The 22,883-nt window shown below is 34.8% G+C and carries 23 protein-coding genes and 1 pseudogene; 2 read left to right on the forward strand and 22 right to left on the reverse strand.

What is annotated here, in order from left to right; all coding sequences use genetic code 11:
• Positions 1–108: 108 nt before the first annotated feature.
• The 14 genes and pseudogenes from IGJ34_RS10540 to IGJ34_RS10605 form a co-directional block, all read right to left on the reverse strand.
• Positions 109–1,038, reverse strand: a complete 930-nt coding sequence (locus IGJ34_RS10540; protein WP_430597421.1) for a hypothetical protein — start codon at positions 1,036–1,038, stop codon at positions 109–111.
• Positions 1,039–1,255: 217 nt separating this feature from the next.
• Positions 1,256–2,515 carry a zinc ribbon domain-containing protein gene (locus tag IGJ34_RS10545; RefSeq protein WP_430597422.1) on the reverse strand — a complete coding sequence of 420 codons (1,260 nt, stop codon included), beginning with the start codon at positions 2,513–2,515 and terminating at the stop codon, positions 1,256–1,258.
• Between the two features lie 458 nt (positions 2,516–2,973).
• Positions 2,974–4,410, reverse strand: a complete 1,437-nt coding sequence (locus IGJ34_RS10550; RefSeq protein WP_430597423.1) for a PTS transporter subunit EIIC — start codon at positions 4,408–4,410, stop codon at positions 2,974–2,976.
• Between the two features lie 15 nt (positions 4,411–4,425).
• Entirely contained in the window at positions 4,426–6,078 is a 1,653-nt protein-coding gene (locus IGJ34_RS10555; protein ID WP_430598533.1) for an alpha-glucosidase, read from the reverse strand.
• A 74-nt stretch (positions 6,079–6,152) separates the two neighbouring features.
• On the reverse strand, positions 6,153–7,151 hold the full coding sequence (locus IGJ34_RS10560) for a LacI family DNA-binding transcriptional regulator (RefSeq protein ID WP_069655224.1): 999 nt from the start codon (positions 7,149–7,151) through the stop codon (positions 6,153–6,155).
• Positions 7,152–7,252: 101 nt separating this feature from the next.
• A complete protein-coding gene (locus IGJ34_RS10565) occupies positions 7,253–7,675 on the reverse strand; it encodes a helix-turn-helix domain-containing protein (protein ID WP_206834092.1) in 423 nt (140 codons plus the stop codon).
• A gap of 246 nt (positions 7,676–7,921) precedes the next feature.
• Positions 7,922–8,110, reverse strand: a complete 189-nt coding sequence (locus tag IGJ34_RS10570; RefSeq protein WP_069655222.1) for a hypothetical protein — start codon at positions 8,108–8,110, stop codon at positions 7,922–7,924.
• Between the two features lie 139 nt (positions 8,111–8,249).
• A complete protein-coding gene (locus tag IGJ34_RS10575) occupies positions 8,250–8,930 on the reverse strand; it encodes an amino acid ABC transporter permease (RefSeq protein WP_069655221.1) in 681 nt (226 codons plus the stop codon).
• A complete protein-coding gene (locus IGJ34_RS10580; protein WP_430597424.1) occupies positions 8,931–9,776 on the reverse strand; it encodes a transporter substrate-binding domain-containing protein in 846 nt (281 codons plus the stop codon).
• A 9-nt stretch (positions 9,777–9,785) separates the two neighbouring features.
• Complete coding sequence (locus IGJ34_RS10585) at positions 9,786–11,246, reverse strand: amidase (RefSeq protein WP_430597425.1); 1,461 nt, start codon at positions 11,244–11,246, stop codon at positions 9,786–9,788.
• Positions 11,247–11,347: 101 nt separating this feature from the next.
• Positions 11,348–11,719 (reverse strand): annotated as a pseudogene (locus IGJ34_RS10590) (GNAT family N-acetyltransferase); the annotation flags it as partial.
• 33 nt (positions 11,720–11,752) lie between these two features.
• Positions 11,753–12,076 (reverse strand): hypothetical protein, encoded by a 324-nt coding sequence (locus tag IGJ34_RS10595; RefSeq protein WP_069655218.1) that lies wholly within the window; start codon positions 12,074–12,076, stop codon positions 11,753–11,755.
• Between the two features lie 123 nt (positions 12,077–12,199).
• Complete coding sequence (locus tag IGJ34_RS10600; protein WP_069655217.1) at positions 12,200–12,679, reverse strand: hypothetical protein; 480 nt, start codon at positions 12,677–12,679, stop codon at positions 12,200–12,202.
• Positions 12,680–12,822: 143 nt separating this feature from the next.
• Positions 12,823–13,596 carry a carbonic anhydrase gene (locus tag IGJ34_RS10605; RefSeq protein ID WP_206834096.1) on the reverse strand — a complete coding sequence of 258 codons (774 nt, stop codon included), beginning with the start codon at positions 13,594–13,596 and terminating at the stop codon, positions 12,823–12,825.
• Between the two features lie 251 nt (positions 13,597–13,847).
• Here IGJ34_RS10605 and IGJ34_RS10610 point away from each other — a divergent pair, with 251 nt between their 5' ends.
• Entirely contained in the window at positions 13,848–14,408 is a 561-nt protein-coding gene (locus tag IGJ34_RS10610) for a hypothetical protein (RefSeq protein WP_069655215.1), read from the forward strand.
• A 167-nt stretch (positions 14,409–14,575) separates the two neighbouring features.
• On the opposite strand, the gene IGJ34_RS10615 is transcribed toward IGJ34_RS10610, so the two are convergent.
• Positions 14,576–14,698 (reverse strand): putative holin-like toxin, encoded by a 123-nt coding sequence (locus IGJ34_RS10615; RefSeq protein ID WP_430597426.1) that lies wholly within the window; start codon positions 14,696–14,698, stop codon positions 14,576–14,578.
• A gap of 1,428 nt (positions 14,699–16,126) precedes the next feature.
• On the opposite strand from IGJ34_RS10615, the gene IGJ34_RS10620 reads away from it, so the two are divergent.
• Complete coding sequence (locus IGJ34_RS10620) at positions 16,127–16,420, forward strand: hypothetical protein (protein WP_430597427.1); 294 nt, start codon at positions 16,127–16,129, stop codon at positions 16,418–16,420.
• Between the two features lie 210 nt (positions 16,421–16,630).
• Here IGJ34_RS10620 and IGJ34_RS10625 read toward each other — a convergent pair whose 3' ends face one another.
• The 7 genes from IGJ34_RS10625 to IGJ34_RS10655 form a co-directional block, all read right to left on the reverse strand.
• Positions 16,631–17,839: a DUF262 domain-containing protein gene (locus IGJ34_RS10625; protein WP_430597428.1), complete on the reverse strand. Its 1,209-nt coding sequence runs from the start codon at positions 17,837–17,839 to the stop codon at positions 16,631–16,633.
• 2 nt (positions 17,840–17,841) lie between these two features.
• On the reverse strand, positions 17,842–18,624 hold the full coding sequence (locus IGJ34_RS10630; RefSeq protein ID WP_430597429.1) for an FRG domain-containing protein: 783 nt from the start codon (positions 18,622–18,624) through the stop codon (positions 17,842–17,844).
• A gap of 48 nt (positions 18,625–18,672) precedes the next feature.
• Positions 18,673–19,002, reverse strand: coding sequence for a nucleotide pyrophosphohydrolase (locus IGJ34_RS10635; RefSeq protein WP_430597430.1), 330 nt, complete (start codon positions 19,000–19,002; stop codon positions 18,673–18,675).
• Positions 18,990–20,723, reverse strand: a complete 1,734-nt coding sequence (locus IGJ34_RS10640) for a DNA/RNA helicase domain-containing protein (protein WP_430597431.1) — start codon at positions 20,721–20,723, stop codon at positions 18,990–18,992. The genes IGJ34_RS10635 and IGJ34_RS10640 overlap by 13 nt, the downstream gene beginning before the upstream one ends.
• 122 nt (positions 20,724–20,845) lie before the next feature.
• On the reverse strand, positions 20,846–21,199 hold the full coding sequence (locus tag IGJ34_RS10645) for a hypothetical protein (protein WP_430597432.1): 354 nt from the start codon (positions 21,197–21,199) through the stop codon (positions 20,846–20,848).
• Between the two features lie 11 nt (positions 21,200–21,210).
• Positions 21,211–22,029, reverse strand: coding sequence for a HEAT repeat domain-containing protein (locus IGJ34_RS10650; RefSeq protein WP_430597433.1), 819 nt, complete (start codon positions 22,027–22,029; stop codon positions 21,211–21,213).
• Positions 22,030–22,134: 105 nt separating this feature from the next.
• Positions 22,135–22,725, reverse strand: a complete 591-nt coding sequence (locus tag IGJ34_RS10655; RefSeq protein ID WP_430597434.1) for a hypothetical protein — start codon at positions 22,723–22,725, stop codon at positions 22,135–22,137.
• Between the last annotated feature and the right edge of the window lie 158 nt (positions 22,726–22,883).

Genomic DNA, 22,883 nt, shown 5'->3' on the forward strand with positions numbered 1-22,883 from the left:
AGTACTCACTTCCTTTGGTCATTGCCAAAATTAGTGAATCCAATCGACACTATTCGTGAAGAGAAGTATCCTTTTAGACCTCGGAATGAAAAACTTCACTCTTGCCTTTTATTCTTTCCAACGAATTGGGATTTGCCCCTCTCCTGTATAAGAAAGTTCTGTTCCCTTTTCTATCCTCCAACTAAATGCTAAATATCTTTCCTTTCCCGATAAATTGTTCCATTCCAACACTTCACTGCTTTCAATAGTTGAAACGTAGTTCATTTCAGCACCATCGAATTGTATTGATGGCACGATTGGGTCAAATAGTTGATAAGAGGTTGTCCCTTTCTTTAAGGTAATCGTCGCCATTCTTCCTCTTGCATTGATTCTTAATTCCTTTAATTTATCCAGATGAGATAATGCTGAAATATCTGTTGTTAACGCTTGTGTGTATTCACTAGCGGTACTTTCGTCCTTATTTTCGAACCCATTAAACGACAAAACGAGCGTTTCCAAGTCGGTTAGCTTTTTAAAACTGTTTAATGTTAGTTGATTATTCGCTTCCAAATTCACTGTTTTCAATTTATTTAATTTTCCCAACTCTCTAAAACTGTTGAAGCTTCCACCTTCTCCTTGGATTGTTTCTAATACTGGCATTTGCTCAACTCCCGCCAAAGAAGAATAATCGTCAAACGCTGTATCAAAATGGGTGATCTGCTTTAAATCGTCTTTTTTTACTAATCCATACGTATTAAAAAGTGTTTCTCGTTCAAGTAAACTCTTCTCATCGCGCTTATCCAATTGCCGAAGGAATATATCAAATTCCTCATCCGTGATCACACCCAAGTTATACTTTTTATGAAGCTTTTCTACCTCCATTTGATAACGATCGGTGTATAGTTTATCTACACTAGCAAAGCTCTTTTCTCTTATTCCATAATCATTGAAATATGAATAAGGCGATTCATACATCGCTTCAGCTTCTTCAGATGTTCCGATTGACAACCCTAATCCTAACGCCAACACAATCACTGATGACTTTACTGACTTTTTCATTTTTTAACGCCTCCTTCATTTAATTCTTCATATATAGATTATGTTTTTTATACATAAAATAGCATATATAGTTATACTATCGAACAACCGTATTGAAGTCTATGTTTTTTCAAATTGATTATTGTAGACATATTTTCGACTGATACATTAAAAATGACTGAAACATACATTTCAGCCATTTTTTTATTCTATTCATTAATACAGTAGGGTTCAAAAACTATTTTGGATATTGTTTTAATAGTTTTATATATTCTGGATACTCATTTAAATTATCTTCAAGATATTTTTTATTTTGATCCAAGAAAAGATGTCGCTTGATTGCAAAATAAATCCAGATACCAATTCCACCTAAAAAAAGTATAGATAGGATTGATCCTACTTCACTAGGGAAATTACTAAATATATTGATCAAGAAAAAGAGTAAACTTCCTAAAAGACCAAACCGACCGTTTGTCCTCATTTTTTTTTCAACTGTTGAATCTTCTTGACAGATTGGACGGTTTCCGTCTATTTCTATTTTATTTTTAGTTGCAGCAGTCATAATTGCACTATAATTCATGTCTTCATATTTGTATGTTACTTTCCAAAACGGAACATACGTATATTTTGAAGTTAGATTATAGGTGAATTTCGTTATTTTCGCATTTTTATTTTCATCTCCTGGTAAGATGCTATTCATTTTTTTTTCTGCTTCTTCTTGAGCAAAAACACGAATAGAACGTAAAACTGAAGAAACTTTATAAGATGAAATTTTCAATTGTCGAGTCCCAGCTGTGTAATGTTCGTCAAACGGCTTCGTATTCTCTAAAAAAGCCAAATGACTAAAACGTTGAGCAAATGATGCAATCAAACCCGTTAGTTCATCATTGACTAGATAACTTTTAAATGTTGTACCTGAAAAAATATCACTTGAATGATTCCAATCAACAACAGTTCGAGTCTTCGCGATTGGTTCAGAATATTTATTTCCATTCTTATCTTCTTTCGTCACATATTCTGTATAGCTCTCAGAACGATTGTACCCAATATCAGCTCCCCACGCGCCATCATAAACAACATTTGCACACATATATGGGATAAAAACTTGTTCTAGCTGGATATTATTGATTCTTCCTAAGATGTCTAAGGGAAGGTTCTCCCCTTTAATCAACCATTCGAAAAACTGCTTTTTTGCCAGCCCTTCTGGTATTTGAAATGGAATCAAATTATCTGCCTCATATATCAAGTTATCAAAATCTTTTTCAATTTTTGTTGTAAACGTAGAATGACAGAAATCACAAACAAACTGCTGCTTTTCAATATTAAATATAACTGGCGAACCACAATTAGGACAAAGTTCAATATTTTTGTTTTTTTCATCCAGTATTGTTTGAACATGATCTTGTGATGTTCCACAATGTGGACATTTTTTTACGTTTGGATCAGTGATTGCACCACCACACGATGAACACTGATTTTGAACGAATGAATCTCCCATTTTTCCCCTCCGAAATAACACTTTTTCAACATTATTATCTCATTATATTTTAAAAAGGTAAATAGGTGATCGAACTTAAATGTACTCTAACTTCTTCCAAAATCTTAATTCTTTTAGAACTTAACGATGTACTTTAAATGTAGCTGTTCTTTATCCCTATTTCATAATTTCCCTTTCCAACATGTGATTCTTCCCTAGTTCACGAAGTTGTTTGCGTTTCAAAAAAAAATCAACTCTTTGATCTAACTCTTGAAATGAGTGCCTATCAAAGTAACCACATGCTCGTCAACTTCACCAATAAAAACACTAGATTGATACTTTTTATTGTACTAACAAAAACCGTTGGGGTCATTTAATAAATCATAATTAGGTTGAATAGGATAGCTTTACCGTCAAATACCTTTTGACCTTTTTTCTTTTGAATTTGATAGCTCGATAGCGTTGTTCATTTGTCTAGTTCATTGTTCCTCTCCTAGATACTCATCTTCTGACATCATCACTTCTTTTGGTACCCCAAACAGATACGTCAACACAAACGACAAGATAAAGATACAAATTCCAACTACGATATAGGTTACTAATTGATACGAGCTATAAATGTACATCAACGGCGATAAAATAACAGCTAACCCGTATGAATTCGCTTGCACGTTTAACAATGACAAAACAGCTCCCCCTAGAGCAGAACATGCTAACATAATACCTAGTGGTTTCATCCCGTAACGAATCGTGACCCCAAACAATGCTGGCTCACTTACGCCTAAAAGTTGCGTCACACCCGCACTGGTTCCAATTACTTTTACATTCTTATCTTTGGCCTTGACACTCACTGCAAAACTGACTGCCGCATTCGCAAAGCCGTACATTGCACAAAGCGTAATCAGTGGATTAAAGCCAGTTGTCGCCAACAAACTTGTTTCGATCATAATAAACAGATGATGCATCCCCGTCATAACAGCCAACGGATATAAGAACCCTATCAACAAACCACCGATTCCAAATGGCAATTTGATTAACCCTGTAATGAAGTAGACCAAGCCATTTTCTACGAAGTGCAAGACTGGTCCTAACACTAACAAGCCTGTTAACATCATCACCAAAATAACGACAAAAGGAGTAAACATCAAATCTAAAGAGTTCGGCATTTTTCTACGAAGGATTTTTTCAAGTTTCGCTCCTAAAAGACCAATCACTAACGCCGTTAAGACACTTCCTTGATAGCCTACGATTGGAATAAAGCCAAAGGCCATCAACGGTTCAACACCACTATTGATATCTGCCACTGAATAAGCATTCGGCAACATGGGGGATACCAACATTAAGCCGATCACAAAACCGATAATCGGTGTACCGCCAAATTTTTTAAACGCTGACCAACAAATTAGAGCAGGTAAAAAAGCAAAAACAGTATCCGTCAGTACACCCAAAAGAACTAGTACAAACTCAGGAATGTTATCAGTTGATGTTCCAAAAAAAGCTAAAACACTCTCATTTAAAAAGACTCCTTTTAATCCTAGAAATAATCCCGTTGCCACGATTCCTGGAATGATCGGAACAAAAATATCAGAAAGTGTACGAATTGCGTGTTTGATCGGATTGCTTGGCTTTTTCATTTCTTCAAGAGTCGTTTCTTTTTCTAATAGTTCATGGTTATTTTGAACTAGAGAGTCATAGACTTTATTCACGATGCCGGTTCCTAAAATAATTTGGTATTGACCGGCATTAAAGAAAACCCCTTTTACTTGATCAATTTTTTCGACCTTTTTATCGTCGATTGCTTCGCGGTCTTTTACTTCTAAACGTAATCGTGTCGCACAATGGGTGATTCCTGTAATATTTTCTTCCCCAACGACGTTTAGGATCTTTTCGCCAATTTGTTTGTAGTTAATTGCCATTTTCACTCACCTCATTTATTTTTTAAACAAAACACTTTGATAAGGATAAAGCTTTAATTCATTTTCTTCGTTTACTAGATCCCCATGAGAATTTAAGAGTAAATCCAAAGGTTCCCCTTTTATGGAAATTAGTTCCTCCGTATCGCTTAAATTAGTATAGGAATAAACTTCGTTCTCATTTAATACACGCTTATAGGCAATCACATTATCTGGTACATTTTCTAAGAAAACAATTGTGCCATGCGTCAAGACTTCACTTACTTGTCCTTGTTGTCTGAGCTCAATCATTTTTTTATAGTGAGCGAATACTGGATTCTGCTGTGCATTACGATTGGGGTATTCTTCTGTCATCGCAAGCCATGGCGTAGTAGCTGAAAATCCTCCATATTGACGATCATCCCAAGGAAAAGGTGTACGTGTATTATCTCGACTTCGTTTATTGACGAAATCCAACGCTGCTTCTAGCGTATAGCCTTCTTGAATTGAACGGTGATAATTATCGATACTTGAAATGTCATTAAATTGATCAATGGTGTTCCGTTTGGCATTTTGCATCCCTAACTCTTGCGCTTGATAGATGAATGGTGTTCCTCGTAAAAAGAAATAGAGCATACCTAAGGCTTTCGCTGCTTCATCCGTTTGGTACTCAGGTTTGATAAATTTAGAAACAGCACGAGGCTGATCATGGTTTTCAACGAAATTCGCCCCCCAACCATTTTTCTGTAAAACTTTTTGTGAGCGTTTTAATTTTTCTTTGAATTCCTTCGTAGTCCAATTCGTCCGTTTAAACCAATCAGAACCAGATTCAACATCGATATCAGAATAATTAAAATCAAAAATCATAGAAAAGTACCCATCATCCCCAATAAAATCACCATAGTCTTCGTAAGGAACACCAGGTGCTTCCCCAACGGTAACACAATTATATTTTTCAAATGTTTCTTTTTTTAATTCGTTTAAAAATACTTCAATTCCTGGACGGTTTCGTGTTTTACTTTTACATGACGCTAAACCATCCACGCCATCCGTAGGTAAGCTAGCAAAATCTTGATCCTTCTTGATAAAGGTAATCGAGTCGATTCGAAAACCAGCAATTCCTTTTTCTAACCATCTATTGATCATTGCATATAATTCTTGACGCAACACTGGATTCTCCCAATTTAAATCAGGCTGTTTTTTATCGAAGGCATGGAAATAATAGGCCTCTTCATCCGGTAACTTTTCCCACACTGAACCGCCAAAAATCGAGCGCCAGTTATTTGGTTCTGTTTTCCCTTCTTTAAAAATGTAATAGTCTCGATATGGACTTTCTTTGTCTTTCAATGCTGCCTGGAACCACGGATGTTCATCAGAAGTATGATTGATGACTAAATCCAAAATCACTTTGATTCCCAACTTATTCGCATCTTCTAACAATTGATCAAAGTCAGCCATAGTCCCAAATTCAGGATTGATTCCTTCAAAATCAGAAATATCATAGCCATTATCTACCATCGGTGACGTAAAAATTGGACAGATCCAAATCGTAGTGATTCCTAACTCTTTTAAATACGGTAACTTTTCTCGAATCCCTTGAAGATCTCCTATGCCATCATTATTCGAATCCTTAAAGCTTTTCGGATAAATCTGGTAAATCACTTCTTTTTCCCACCATTTTTTGTCTTTCATTTCTATGTTCACGAGTCATTCATCCTTCCATTACATGTGGTATCGATATCATATTTTCACAAGAATAAATCCACCTACGTGGATTTACGCTCAATTAGTGATAAAATAAGTTCTTTTTTATTTACTTCGTACGTTGCCCCTTCAATCAATGCAACCATTAATTTCGTGGCTTCCATTCCCAATGCTGTTGTTGGCTGATCGATCGTTGTGAGTGGAACGGCAATAATACCTGTGCTTGGCTGATTATCAAAACCCAATACTGCCAAATTTTCTGGTACACGTAATCCTTGCTGAAGTACTTCTTGGATAATCCCAATAGCGACCTCATCACTTCCACTAAAGACAGCATCTGGACGATCATTTTCAGGCAAAGCCAAAATTTCTCGCGCTACTTTTTGACCATCTTCCATGTTATGGACCTGTTTAAAAATCCAATTCCTTTTGATCGACAAGTCATGTTCAGCAAGCGCCCGTTCAACCCCTTTGGTTCGTCGGTGTCCATGTCCACCAATGGTTAGATTCCCACCAGTACAATAGGCGATTTTACGATATCCTTTTTGAATAAGATAGTTGGTTGCCTCGTAGCTGATTTCTTCTTGATTAGTGGAAATAGTTGGAATCCCTGTTCCTTCTAGCTTCTCATTACATAAAACAATGGGACCATATTTTGAATAACTTTCAATTACGTGTGAATCGCTTTCAATAGAAGTCATGATGACACCTGCAACAACTTGTTGTTTTAAATATTCTAGCATTTTCAACTCTGCTTTTGGATCGTCATAGGTTTGCATGATCAACAGTTGATAGCCATGTTCTTTTGCTTGTTTTTCGATCGCATCTACTAAATAAGAAAAAAATGGATTGGTGATTCTTGAAATCAACACACCGATCGTCGTACATTTTTTGGAACGAAGTTGCGTTGCAATCGCACTTGGTGCGTAGTTTAGTTCATCCATTGCTTTTTGGATTCGTTCTTTTTTATCATCTGAAATATACGGATGATTATTCAAAAAACGTGAAACGGTTGAAACCGATAAACCAGCTTTTTTTGCAACATCTTTGATTGTAGCCATCTTTTTCTCCTCTTGTGATATCGATACCATAAATATAGAGTATCTTTTTATTTTTGTCAATGTTAAACATGAAATTTTACTATTTTAGAAAAGCCAACTTCTTACCTTATTATTTTTTCAACTAGACCATTCCGCCATAAAAGAAAAATAAGGCAGCTAAACGTCACTACAATAAGTATTATTTGAACCAACATTGAAAAATGAACGCCGAAAAAGACACAAGTTAGGATCGATCCTAAAATCATAGCCGATAATTGTTCTGATAAAAAACCATATACTCGAATTTTTTGCTCATAGCTGTCTCTTTTTAGCTTATCGGCCATTCTGTAATCCTCTTTAATCAGCTCGTCCAAGGAAAGACCATAAAAATCACTTAAATTTAGTAATTTTTCTATATCAGGATATGTTTTTCCGATTTCCCAATTAGAAACTGTTTGTCTAGATACATATAATTTTTGAGCGACTTCTTTTTGAGTATAGCCAAGTTGTTCTCTTTTTTCCTTTAAAATTTCACCAATTGTCATTTTGATCACCTCGCATTTATTATCACTTAAAATGAGTAGAAAATCACGCAAAAAAAGCTTGCACTGTAGCAAGCTAAATAAATTTGCACCTTCGATTCTACCATTAACAGGCTAAGCTTCTGGCTAAAAATCTAAACTCTCTCTTATCATCTTCGCGATTTTTTGGCAAGACATCCTAGAGGTCATCTTACTTACATAGCCAATCAAAACAAGCATTCTCTTTGCTCCCAAAATAGGATTACTCGATTATTTAACACGATTTTTAAATTCTTGCTCTACCTGACTTAACAAAGGACGGACATATTCTTCAACTTTTGACTCTACGTTCATGCGCATCATGAACTGACTAGGTGTTTCAACAAATCCATTTTTAAGACTGTCCTGATATTCCGTTACTAAAAATTGACTTGTCTCTTTTATTTCTTTCATATCCATTGTTATTCCTACTTTCTAATCATCATTATCATCCGACTTAATTATACTCGTTTTTTGAGAAGAATAGAACAATAAATCCCACTAACAAAAAAACTATATAAGCAGCTGTCTTTCACACAGCCCCTTACACAGTTTATTTTTACGAGCTCACTTCTGATGTTCCTTTATAACGATTGACATAATGTCTCTCCAACCAACTTTGCCCCCAGCCTATCGCCACACAAAGTAGCCAATACATTACTGCCACTAAAATATACATTGTCATATAATCAAATGTTCTTCCACCCACAATTTTTGCCTTTTGGAAAATATCAGGGATCGTGATCATTGCAGCTAAAGACGTGCCTTTTAACAAATCCATCGCCACATTCCCTAAAGCTGGAATCGAAATCCGAAAGGCTTGCGGTAAGATAATTTTACGCATCACTTTCCCAAACGGCAACCCTAACGCATACGCCGCATCCCACTGCCCTGCCTCCACTCCGGCAATAGAACCACGATAGATTTCTGCAATAAACGCACTGCTCGTCAAACTAAAACAAATACAAGCTGCTGTCAGTGCACTTAATTGATACGGTAGTCCAAAATACAACAGAAACAACAAGACCAAACCAGGCACTCCCCGTAAAAACGAAATATAAAATCGGACAAGCCCTTTAATCACTTTCGAAGGCAACATCCCCAAGACAGTCAACAAAATACCAAGGACATTTCCCATCAAAAACGTCACGATACTGATGCCAAGTGTATAAGGCAAACCAGTCAACAAAAAGGGAATTGAGTCGATCATTAACTGAAAATCGATTTTTGGTATATACATCTACTCTACTGAAACACTTTCTTCGATTTTTTCTTTCGGCTCCACTGAAACATCTGTTTGGAAATACGTTTCAGAGATTTTTTTCATGGTTCCATCCTCTTGCATTGCGTTTAGTGATTCATCAATTTTTTTACTTAAAGCGGTGCTGTCTTTTTTCATCAAAAAGCCAGTAAAGTTGGCATTAAAGTAGACGTCTTCTAAGATTTTCACTGGAATATCTGGCAACGCCCCTACAGACATTTTTTGTAAATAATAATCGTTTAAAATAACATCTGTGCGACCATTCGCCACATCAGTCAAATATTGATCATTTGTCGCATTATCGTAGGTTACTAATTTTGCTCCGTATTTTTCCGCTATCTTCATGTAGTTGGTATTGGGCTCACCAGCTGCTTTCTTGCCTTTTAAATCTTCAAGAGAAGCAATACCAGAATCGTCACTTTTTCGAACGATCATACTGTCAAATGAATACTTGATTGGAGAAGATAAAATAAATTTTTTCCCGCGATCTCCTGATAAGCCAAAATCGTTCGCCGCTAAATCAGCTTCCCCTTTATCCACTGACGTAATTTGGCCATCTACATTGTATTCTTTAAATTCAACCTCAACATCTAAACGTTTGGCAACTTCTTTGATGACATCCACATCATAACCCGTTAATTTGTTCTCATCGTTATAATAAGATGATGGGAATAACGTTCCTGATGTGGCAACTGTTAACTTTTTTGCATCCTCTACTTTTTGCCAGCTGTTATCTTTTCCAGCAGTCTGCTCTTTTGTTCCACCACACGCAACGAACACTAAACTTAATGCAACAATACTAAAACTAGCGAATACTTTCTTCATTTGAACCTCCTATGATTCACGATAAAATTTTGGTAATAAGAATTTCTGTTCTTGCTCAAACAACTTTCCAACTTGGAATAATACATCTTCGCGGCCTTTAGATGCCATAAATTGAATGCCTAGCGGTAAACCAGTTTCTGCTACATGAGTAGGTAAACTGATTGCTGGTTGTCCCGTTAAATTAGCAAGTTGAGTATATGGCGTGATCGTCAGACTTTTTTCAAACATATCATAGATTAAGTCTTTTAACTGTATACCGGAAAGAGACTCCGCTTGAGCCAAGTCTTTACGAATCTGATCACTCTGTAATTCTGCATCGATTTTAGGTGCGATATCCGCTGTAGTAGGCGTTAATACTACATCGTATTCCTCGAATAATTGCTCCATCTTATATGCCGCTTGATCCCACAGGTGAAGTGATCTTGTATACTGACTTGCTGGCAGCTGTATTCCATATTGGTAGATGCCCCAAGTCATTAGCTCCATATCCTTTTTCGTCAGCGGTCGCTGAATTGCCTCTTGGATCCCTTCAAACATAGCCGCTGTTTCGGCACCATTCATCAAATAATAGCTGTCGATCAATTGACGTCCATTGATTGGATACGACATTTCGGTGACTTCATGCCCTTGTTGTTCTAAAAATGTTGCTGCATTGTGTGTTGCTTTTATCGCTTCCACTGAAACGGGCGTTCCTACAGGTGATTCCGTAAAAAAAGCAATTTTCAAAACTTGTTTCTCTGCTGCCTCTTGATGACTCCACTCAGCTTTCGACGCTTGATACGGTGCTGCTTTTTCGGTCCCACGTAAATGATAAAATAACGTTTCGGTATCTCTCATCGACACCGTTAAAGCAAAATTGATTGATGCTCCTTGCCAACCACGCCAGCCATCAGGTCCAACTGGCATACTACCACGCGTAGGTTTCAATCCAATCAGTCCACTAAAAGAAGCTGGAATCCGAATCGAACCACCGCCATCACTTGCTCCAGCAATTGGAAATAACCCACTAGCAACGGCTGCCGCAGCGCCACCACTTGAACCTCCAGGTGAATAGGCAAGATTCCATGGATTTTTAGCTGGTCCGTAAATCGTCGGATCAGAAATATTTTTAAAGCCGAACTCTGGCGCATTGGTTTTTCCTAATGGAATCAAGCCCAATCGTTCTAAACCTTTCACAAAATTATCCGTTGAATTTGCACGGTTTTCTTGAAATAAACGAGACCCAGATGTTGATTTCATTCCTGCTTTATCTTGTCCAAGCATTTTCAACGGAATAGGTAAGCCAAAAAAAGGACCAGTTTCTGCTCCTCTAGCTTCATATTGTTGTTTCGCAGCTTCCGTATCCCAGTCAACAAAGGCATTGAGTTCAGGATTTATCTTTTTAACTTGCTGTTCCCGTTCATCGATCCACTCCGTCACGCTTAGCTTTTTATCTCTAAATTGTGTTGCGTAGTACAAACCGTCTTTCATGATCATCCCCCTTACAATCCTGATGGTATCATTATACAGGTTGTTGGGGTATTTTTAGGTTGATTTTGCTTGAAAGAATATCATTCTCAACAGTGAAAAGATTATTTTAGATTCTTTTTCATGATTAAATCAGTCTGTTCATCCTCACCCATGAAAAAAGAATGAGCTCCTACCTGAGTAAATCCCATCTTACGATAAAATTTCATCGCAGAAAAATTACGCTCCCAAACGCCTAACCAGATAGCGGTCTTGTTTAACTCTTTTGCTCGCTCTATCGCTTTATTATAAAGCATTTTTCCAAGTCCTAGTCTTTTAAAATCTGAATCGATATAAATTCGTTCAATCTCCAACGCATCTTCCTCAATGGTTTCAGTCTGTGCATCATTTACATTGATTTTTAAATATCCAGCCAGTTGATCATCTGAATAAATGAAATAAAACTCTGACTGTTTATTTTGAAGCTCACTCGTTAATTTTTCTTCTTTCTCATCTTTTTTGGAACAGAATCAATCGAGCAACATAAGCAACAAACAAACGACTAATCCAAAAGCCACTAAAGTAAAATGAAGTAACTGTTGTTTAGTACCACCGATATAATCTGGTTTTTCATGTTTGTAACTTGGATTAACTGATTTTATGTTGTAATCCAATGTACTACTAAAAAAAACATCTGACGGGATCATAAAAACAAGCATGATGCCATAAAGGATCGCTACGATAGTTAGAATTGATACTTTAATCCAGATGCTTGCTACTGCACCCAATATCAATGGAATCAAGAGGTAGAGTAAGCAACTAAATAATTCTTTTTTTAACCGTTTCTTTTGCATATATGTATTCGTCACCATCCTATCAAGGTATTAGTGTTCACACCTAAAACTCATTTTTTGTATAAGCTTAAACATCCGTCTTATCTAGTAAACAAAAAACGAGCCCATTTGCCCGTTAGTGAACTACTCTAACGAACTATCTTTTGCTGCTAATTCATCTATCTTTTCTTTGTGTTTTAAAACTAAATCTTTAAGCTCTTTCACCGTTATACTATTTTTATCCGTATTAGAATCAACTTTCCTACCATTTTCATCTCCAAGTTGCCCCGTTAATATCGTCCCATCCGTCGTTACTAAAATTCTATCTGAATCATCATGATTCATTTCTAAAAGAGCGATAATCTCATCTGCATTCGGACCATTAAAAGTTTCATAAAGTCTTTCTGCACTCGCATTTTTCAGATCTAACGAGAATGAATCTGCATTCCTTTTGCTTAATTTCTTATTGGATGATTCAATTGTTTCTTTGCTTAACGCCTGATTTTTAAGCTTCGTTTCTCCGCTATTTTGTGTCTGAGCTTTTGTTTTGTTACAGGCAGTAACTGTTACACAACTGATTATTAACAGTAGTAACAAACTGACTAGATAACCCTTCTTTTTCATTTTTAGTGCCATCCCTTCTTTGTAAAAAATAAGAACAACTGTTAAATTTCCATTAGATTATTCACTCTAACATAAAAAACCATGATGATAAACACCATCATGGCTCGTTATTCAACTTTTAATTACTGCAAACAACATTTCACTTATTCATCATGCTCTAAAATTGATCGATCATTCAACGGTTGAACTTCTCTATTATTATGTGAATACAATTTTTTGAATTCTTCGATTTGAGCTGAAGATACTTCCACAGGTTCTTTCATCACATACCATTCCACATTTTCATTTAGTGGTGGTGTAGTCAATGAACCTAGATAATGATAATAACTTCTATTAGATGGGATCATATCATTTAGGTCAGTTATTGGATCGTTTTTATCATTGTTTACGTCATCTAAAACTTCTTGGAAGCCTTTATTTTCAGTACCTTCCTTGAAAAATACTCCAATCACTGCAATGCGTCCATCTTGGGCAGTATTGACAAAATGTGCTTCGATCGGATAATGTTTACCGTCAACAGTATGTTCACTCTCCGCATGGAAATGAAACTGACTTAAGGTAAAGTTTCGTCCATTAATCACGGATGTACCCCCATCTGTGATTTGGATACTATGACCATTATTCTCAGCTTTCGTAATATCTTTTCCGTAATCAATTGTAATTGTTCCAGTATCTGGCGTCATCGCTTCTGCTTTTTTTGTAACAATATCAATGGGTGACTGCATCTTTCCAGCAGAGAATTCCCACTCTTCCTGATCATCATAATCGATATGTTCAGATTTTTTTGCATGTGTTGTTGATTCTGTTTTAGCCTCTTTCTTATCAGACGCGTCACTAGTACTTTTGTTCGATGTACAGCCAACAGCTAAAACGGCTGTAAAACTTAAAAGTAATAGAGAGAGTGCTTTTCTTTTCATTTTTTCATCCTTCTTTCTTTAAAATACAATCTATTATATCTCGTTTTTCACAAAAAATAAATATTTTTTTCATTTAATCGACTCGGATCACGAAATAATAGATTATCGTTCACCCTATTGATCTCTTGTACCTTGATCATTTTACTGATGATTATTTCTGAGTCTCTTTTTTCTATTTCGTTTTTTTGATAAAATAAAATAGAAGCCATTGTACTTTAATTGCCAATTAAAAAGAAAGCGGAGTGAGCGGTATGGAAAATTTGAAGAAAGTTATTCAACTGTTAAGTGGACGTTTCGATAATAGTGAGCAGTTTCACTCTCTATCGGAAGAAGAACAAGAGACATTTCCCTTTGCCATACACAATAATACTATTCTAGATGACTTGATTGTGAATCGTCCAAAAGAATTCGATGGTGTATTTTTGCATGAAGAAAGTTACTATACGTTGAAAAATAAGGAGAAATTCAAATCAGATATTTTTCTATTTTCAACAGATGAATCTGGTGATGTTGTGTTAAAATCGATCACTGTGCCAAAAGAATTAATGAACACTAAATTTAATGAACTAAATGAAATTGATTTTACGGTTCTTTCAGTATCTGATAAATTTGTTCCATTGCACTATAAGGAACATGAGGGGACGTTTACTGGTGAATCACACAGTATGTTTACGAAGAAAACAGCGTTTATTTTAAAGCAAGAACTATCTGATGAAGCATTGGTCATAAAAGAGGAAATGTTTAATGGGGATAAACGAGTGTTTGGATTTGATAGACCGATCATCTATAAACGGATTCTAAGCAAGAATTAGAAAATACTCTTTTAAGTGGATATGGAAAAAAAGTGTGTTGTATGCTATAATGCAAGTGATAAGAGAGATATGCGCTAACATACCTCTCCTATGTAGAGCCGTTTAAGACGGTAGCGAAGTTTTTAGGTAATGAAATAACCAGTTAACCTGCTAAAGTTAATGACTGGTTATTTCTTTTTGTCGTTTTTAAGCAATTCTACAACTAAACGAATTAAAGCGATGGTAAACATACCAAAGCTTAGGATCAGTTTAATTGTTTCCAATGCTGAAAAAAGGCTTCTCCTCTCCATAGATTTCAGTACTCACTTTCATAAGCACCACCACCTCTCGGAAGTCGCCACCGTCATAACTTCTCTACAACGGAAAGTATATCATACCAAAAGAACTTTTTAAATGAATATTTTTCTTATTATCAAATATATTTCAGTCGATTAAAAACAACATTTAAAAAAACTTTTTGTTATTTTTTCTTATATATAAGAGAGTGATTTTTAGTGTTATTTAATGCTCTTAGTAAGAAAAAATATATTGCGTGTTCGTATTCTTTTCGGATATACTTAGGAGGTAGAATAGAACGAGGGACACTTCTCTCTCTTCGGTCGCCAAGTATTGCGCATCATCCGCTCTTCAAGTAATTGCTGTGATGTGCAATAAAAAACAACTCATTTGAAAATGAACTGTTCAAATCTGAATATAAAAATAAATTGGTACTTCAAAGCCTGGCAGCAACCAAGCATTTGAAGCCTTGTAAAGACAGCGCAAACTGCCCAAACAAGTTGCCAATAGTGCTAGCAACATGTACTAGCTTCTTTCATTGTACCTAAAGTTCACCTATTTTTCTATAGGTTTCTTGGATTCTCTTTGGGTTATTCTGAAAAAGTGGTAGATGATTCTTTGGGACTATTGTGAACGATATTGGGTGAAGTTACCTGATATCGTTTTTTCTATTCTACAAATTTAGTGAAAGGAGGTTTCGTTCAAAGTAAAGCAAATGATCAATGATAGATATAAGACAAGGAGACAACATTCACTTCGTTCACCTTGTACTTTGCATCATCCACTCTGCCCTTTGGTCAGTCGTGGTCCTTCAATTCTTAGAGCTTTAGCTCTTAGAAATTGATGAGATCGAAGTGAAACATAGTGGTTCAAAGTAAAAAAGGCACTTCACCATCTGACAGCAATCACATGATGAAGCCTTGCATAGACAGCGCAAACTATCTATACAAGTTGCCAATTGCTAGCACAAAAGCACTAGCTTTCTTTATTGTACCTAATTTTACTGGGATTTTCTAGTCTGTCTGGAAACTTTTAGTTGGGATTTTGTATTTTTATGGGGGGTTGGGCTTTATCTAGGGGATTGATGACGGTATTGGTAGTTACGTTAGGATGATAAAAAGTCGTTAAGGTTTGAGCAACTGGACTAAAAATGAAGCAATACGCTTTTCGTATTGAGGCATTTTTGGGAAGTTGTCGAAAAGCTGGCTTTTTCTCACTGATTACTACAATAGCGTTTTTTGTTTTGCTTTGAGAAGAAAGTGATAGGAATACGGACAGGCTTAGAAAAATCATCCATAAGTCGTTTTTATCACTGGTTTGTTTAATCGTTTCCTGAGTCAATGCGCAGATAGATGAGTTACGTATTGGGGCGTTGGATGATGTTGTTCAGCGCTTCATGTTACTGGTTTTAAGAGTACTTTTAAAAAGGGAGGAAATGGGTTATGAAAAAAGAAGGTCAGAGTTTAAAGGTGATTCCTTATCAGGATATTACGGATTTGCAGCATACGTTGGATAGGTTGCAGTCTTGGGAGGAGCCGCTTGCTGTGTTGGATCATTTTTTTCAGTTTCGGAAAGGGCCGATTAATAAGAAACAGGTTGTGAAGGAGTATTATGCTTGTGGGCATTTGTTTCATGCTTTTTTTGAGGAGTTTATAAGGTTGATGGAGATTGAGGAGGAGAAGGTTAGGAAGTTGGATGGGGAGAGGAAAATTGCGGGTGAATTTTTGACGAAGTGATGTTGAAATAAAATAAACTAGGTTCACTACGTTGAGTGTTCCTAGTTTAATCTATTAATTTTTTAATTATTTAAAATTTGAAAAGCCCATTAAGGATTGTAATAGCTAGTTTAACTTTTTGTTAGTTGGCGTGTAAAATAATGTATCCTTACTCATTTATTTAAACGATTCCATCGAGAAGACCACTTATTAATACGAAAAAATAACTTTTTATTCAATTGCAGCGCTAAAATCAATAGTATCAACAAGTTCTTTCATTTTTTTTGAATTAGTTGATGAAGCATTGTAATCAGGATCTTCAAGAAAAGATGATCCAAGTTTTACCACTAAAATGTCCATAAACATCTTGATATTAATCCTTTTATTAAAATTTTTCAACGGTTCTTCATTTATTCTAAATTCAGAAATAATTTTATTATATATTCCAGAAAGAATCATTGCTATAGAAATTTGAAATTTGTAATTACGATTTGAAAAACCATAGATTTCTTTTGAAAAAGGATATTCAATATTCTCACCCAGTTTCTCAACAAATCCGTTAAACCCTTCAAATAACTCTACAGAGTTATTGTAGTCCAAGTCACTTTCTTCTGGATTTTCTGCCTCGAACTCTGCCTTTCGTTTCATATATTCTTCGGCATAAATAATTGATTTTGCATATTTTTCATCTATTCCGTCTTCTAAAATACTTAAAACAACGAATATATTTTCCTGGGCTTTTTTCTTTTGATAACGATCTCTAGTAGTATTATACGCTCTAGATAGTAAAGGATTAGGGCTTGGATCTTCTATTGCCATTTCCTTAACAAATGAATTCACATACTTATTGATATGTGAATTATAAACGGCATGTCGTATCTCTTGTGGGGTAAGTGGTTTAGTACCTTTATTATATCTATTAAATATTTCTAATTCAAAATCCACTCCAGGAAAGCCATCAAAAATTATGGCAGATAGACTATGGTTTAAAATACTCTGCTTAATATCTAAAGGTAATGATTCAAAGTCATCGCCTTCATATTCAGGAACTAAAGTCAATCCTTTTAATTTGAATTTGTTGTTTTTAAATCGATAAAATGCTCTCAAACGATGTTGACCATCAACTACATTATAAACATGTAGATCATCTTTGTTTCCTACTTTTGTAGCAGCCATAAAAATTGGCGGGATTGGTATACCAACTAAGACTGATTCAATTAAAGAGCTCTCATCTTTAATTGTTGAGCGATACTCTCTTTGATAGTCAGGAGCAATAATAACAGCCCCTGTATATTCAAGTGTTTCTTCATCACTTAAATCATAATTGAGATCACTTTGAATTTTAAACCCATTTTCTATTTTTTTTACAAAATCATTAATAGAAGTGTTTTCTTGCTTTGATTTTATTGACTTACTTTCAAATACTTCCTTCTCAGACATATCTATTCCTCCCTAGGTTCATTTTTCAAATTACTTCTCATTATTATATCTTTGCACAAGTATGGTAGTTCTGGATAGAGAGAAGTAAAAGTTATTCCTATATCATATAATGACGAAAGTATTTTCTTCTTGTACGCACCATTTATGATTACTTTCCTTAACATTTTTTCCTCTGCATACTCTTCTAGTGGTTCTGCCCCCTCTTGAAAATAAACAAATAATCCATTTTGAGAATTAATTCTCTCATTAAGTTTTCTTGATTTTATTACAACTGGTCCTGCATAATCTTCAATATTGTCATCACTTTCACTTATATTTATTATTTTGGAACTTTTACATGAATGCAGATTCAGTTTTTCAGGATTTAAAAACCAAACTTGAGCATCCAAATCCTCCTTATCTTCAAATGCATTTTCAACTGCAAACATCAATGATATTATGTGAGAGTATGTAAAATCAAGTAATTTTGTAGGAATTCCGTAATGCTGTGCATAAATCATCCATTCAGTTTTTTTCATAGAGTCTAATGAATTACTCATATAATTGTGAGAATTGGTTTGAAATTCTTCTTGAAAATATAATATATCTGATTTTGAAAATTTTCTAACACCTTTGTTAACTCTTAGAGCCCCCGGCAATAGCGGATAATCACCTGCTTGCCCTCTTGATAACACAAATCCTGTAGGTAGATTCTCTATAAATCGAATGAAATCACTAAGTGTTTCAATTCTATCATCTTCACCTTCCTCTTCTTCTTCTTGATGATCAAAAATCAACTCTTCCATATTTTAAAACACTCCTATCTATTTAATAAATATAATTTCTTCAAGATACTATAATTCTGTGTATTTTTGCCGATTCCCCTTACTTTTCTCAATAGGATACTTCTGCTCATTAAACTTCAACTTCTTCTCAATAATCCCCTCAACATCCAACTCCAAATCAGATGCCAACATCAAACTATAAATCAGCACATCCGCCAATTCCTGCTCAATATTCTCTTGATTCTTTTCTTTCGCTTCCTCACTTGTTTTCCACTGAAAATTCTCCAGTAGTTCCGAAGCTTCCAAAGAAATCGAAATTGCTAAATCTTTCGGATTATGAAATTGTCGCCAATCGCGATCATCTCTAAATTGATTGATTTTCTTGATTAATTCGTCCATTTTGATTTCTCCTTTTGAATTGTCATTAACTTCTCTCTCAGTTTTTCATCACTTGCGTAAATATATAAACCATTGATTCCTCGTTTTAACAAAACATTGATCGAATTCAAAATGATTTGTTCTTTCACTTTGTCGATATTTTCGATTCCTTCACGACTTTTGAAGGCTTCTGAATCTTTGTATTTTTCAATGTCGATTTTCAACTCATTCTTTTCGGCATCGTAACCAATCGAAGGTCCTAAAATCACCCCTACATAATTCAAATCAAATCCTTGTATTGTATAAATCGAACCAACTTCGTTAATCGTTGCCTCTTCTTCTGCCCAACTTTTTTTGTAATCTGTACGATTCCATGGAGCTGAAAAATTCCCTTCTTCAACTAGATAATCTTTGCCATCTTTTTTATGTGTATAGTCAAAGGTTGAAACGATTCTGCTTAATCCAAATTTCTGGTTTCTTGCGTTTATTTCCATCCGCATAGCTTCAGCACTAGAGAAAAAGCGGAAATCAAAATCTTCATCTCCAAATCTTTTTTCTGCTTCCGTTTTTTCTCGTTTCGTCACTTTAGGAAATGGCAAAATTTTTCTATCTACAAATGAATCTACCCAATGAACGATTTCAGGAGCAGCTTTCATTCTAAATTGTGTCGTTAAATGATATTCTTCATGAATTGGGTACTTATCTTTTATTTCAACAAGACTATCAACATTCCAATGACTTTTTAGCTTTAGAACTTGTTTTTCATCGAATACGACAATCGTGACTTTACTTCTTTTGATAACCTCTTCCAGTTGGTTCTCATATTCAAAGCTATTATATTTGTCTTTTGTAGAAAGTAGTAAATGAGATTCATCTACTAATACGATGTCTGCTTGTTTTCGTTTTCCCTTGTCGATGTCATTGATAAAACTAGTTGGTTTCATAAAATTTTTCTTTTTTAAATTAGGTAAACTTTCGGCGATGCTCTTATACGTTTTCAACATCTCATTATGGTTCACCAAAAGATAATTATTGTCCTGATTAAAGTCAAAAAACTCGTTATTTTCTTTCTTTTCAGCTAAGTCTTGAATCGTTTTAAATATAGCACTCAAAACAACACTTTTCCCTGTACCCGCTTCTCCTGCAATAAAAAAGACATGATGTTCATTTTTCGTATCAGCTAAACTTCGTTTACAAAAATCGATGACTTTTTCTTTTAAGTCTTGTTGTTCAGGTGATAATCCGCGAAACGGTGATAATTTGAAGGTGTCCTTATTTCTTAAAAAATCAGCACTGTGCTCAACAATTTTTTCATCTCTAAGACGAGTCCAAATTTTTGGAAACAATACTTCATCATAGTATCTTTTATCATAATAGTTATGTGATTCGCTGCCTTTGATTTGGCTTCTATTTTCAACTTTGTATTTTTCATCAGCGATAAAACAGCTGATTAAATTCGTTTCAATATTCAACGCCGCAGATACGTTCAATGTGTCATGTCCAATCATGACAATTTTCTTCATCATTGCTTTCTTATTACTTTTTAGATGTTCAGACATTCGTTTATCAAAGCGGCGACTTTGTCCCACATATGCTTCTGGCATCTTCTTTTTGTCCGTATTATATAAAATATACAAAATAGGATAATTTGTCTCAAATGGATCTTTTAAGTTTTCAACCTCTTTTTCACAAAAATCATATTCTTTTAGTTGGATTTTTATACTATCATCTTCATAATTCATAAACGACACTCTCCCAAACACATTGTAACAATTATTTTCAAAATAGGGAATCTTTTATGCAAGAAAGTTTTAATTTATAGATAGAAATGGACTTATTTTACGTAATATAAAGCATTGTCATTCTAAAAAATCAATAACTCCGTGATTCTTCTTAACTCATCATTAATCCACATAATCCACTCATTTTCTTCCATCTCTTGAAAATTCTTGATACAAAATAAATCATTCTCATTAAGATGATAACTCCAACACATCAAAATGTATTCAAATCGATCTAAGATTATTCGAATAATCTCTACATAATTTTTTGTTTTGCCATTCGCCTTATAGAAATCAGGTAATTGATCACACAAGGTAATCAAGTGTTTGAACGCATTTAAATCAATAAAGCTTTCTTCGTGAAGTAGATAAATAAATGAATCTTCTTTATATCCTTCAACTTCTTTAAGAACTTGTTCTTCAATTAACCAGTCCATCAATACCTCCACTACTTTTCTCTCAAAACTTTCCACAACACATCCAACCCCCCCACCGAATATTCCTCATAATTCTTATTCATCAAATAAGCCAACGTCACTTTATCCTTCAAACTAAACCTAAAAAAGAACCGCCGATTCCAGCTAAGCATCCATCCAATAAGCTGATGTTCAATCTTATCTTTCACTAGTTGATCTGACGCATCCACGTACAATAAAACCAAATCAAAAAAGTAATCCTTACGACTTTCCACGCCAAGAATTTTGATAATACTCAGTTGAAAGCGTGTTTCTTTTCTCTCTTTAAATAGAGGAGTCAACTGCTCTTTTATCTGCAATGAATAATGTGTACTCAATTGATCTATCGCTTTATTTCTCACGTCCCTAGAAGAATCTGACAAACATTCAATATAAATCGGTACCTGCTCTTCTAAAGGTAAACAGCTCAACCAATTCAACACGGATACTCTGATTTTCTTTTTACTCGAATTAATCAGCGGCACCATTCGATCTTGGTCTCTCTTATCTTGTAAAATTGCTAAACCATGGATTGCATTGATCGGATTATCTTTTAAATGCTGGAGATAATATTCTCTGCAGTCTATATCTAGAAATTGCTTTTTCACATAATCAAGCGCTAAATACTTAATTACAGCTGTTTGATCCAATAATTTTGGAATCATTTGCTCTTCTTTCACTCGATTGTTATAACACCACTCGCATGCTAGTTTTCGAATAATCATTTGCGGATGACTTAACACCTGAGATAGATACTCTTTTTCCCACAGTTCTTCTTTTAGTATTTCATTAAATGTCCATCTTAAGATCATTCTGTCTGTTTTTTTCAAGCCGTTTTTTATTACTTGTACTTTATGTTGTTCGTCGAGTCGAAAGCTTAACTCAAATCCATACCTTGAAATATAGATATCCTTGCTTTACTGAGCTTTTTCCAATAAGTCAAACTGATTCAATAAGATGGTGTTTAGTCGATTGTACACATCTAAATTTTCTTTGTGCTCTAACTCTTTTAAGCGTTTGATTAAAGGTAAAGAAAAAAGAATCGTCGCTTTATTTTCCTGTCTAAACGTCCTAATTATTTCGTATTCAGCTAATTTTCTTACATTTCCGATATGATCATTTAACGAAACTAATAGAAAAGGCAGTGATTTTGAATTCGACGTAGCACTTATTTTTTTCAATGCAAACTCTCTGACGTAACCGTTTGGATGGCAAACTAACCATGACCAAAAAGAGACTGGATTAATTGGGCTTAGGCTAATCAATAATGATTCGTTTATGTCTAACCAGTTCCAACTATCTTGAACATAGGAAAAAGTGCGTAATTGCTTAAATGTATTGTAAAATTCCTTTGGTGACTGATTTTCTAAAAACTGCTCAAGATATGTTGTATAGACCCAACAATTATCTTGATTGAACATAATTTTTTTATAGCAATATTTTATTGCGATGGCTATACTTTTAATTTCTGAGTGTTCTTTTTGTAATACCAACAACGTTTGGTTCATTTTATTTCCTCACTTATTTTATTTTATAAACGATTATTTCTTGCTTACAGCTAGTTTAACATGATAATAACCAGTAAAATATCCTCTAAACAAAAAAGCCTACACACAAGAGTTATTTACTCTCATATCTAGGCTTAATCTTTTGATTGAACAGAATT

The organism is Enterococcus sp. AZ177, from assembly GCF_050544585.1.
Classification (GTDB): domain Bacteria; phylum Bacillota; class Bacilli; order Lactobacillales; family Enterococcaceae; genus Enterococcus_L; species Enterococcus_L plantarum.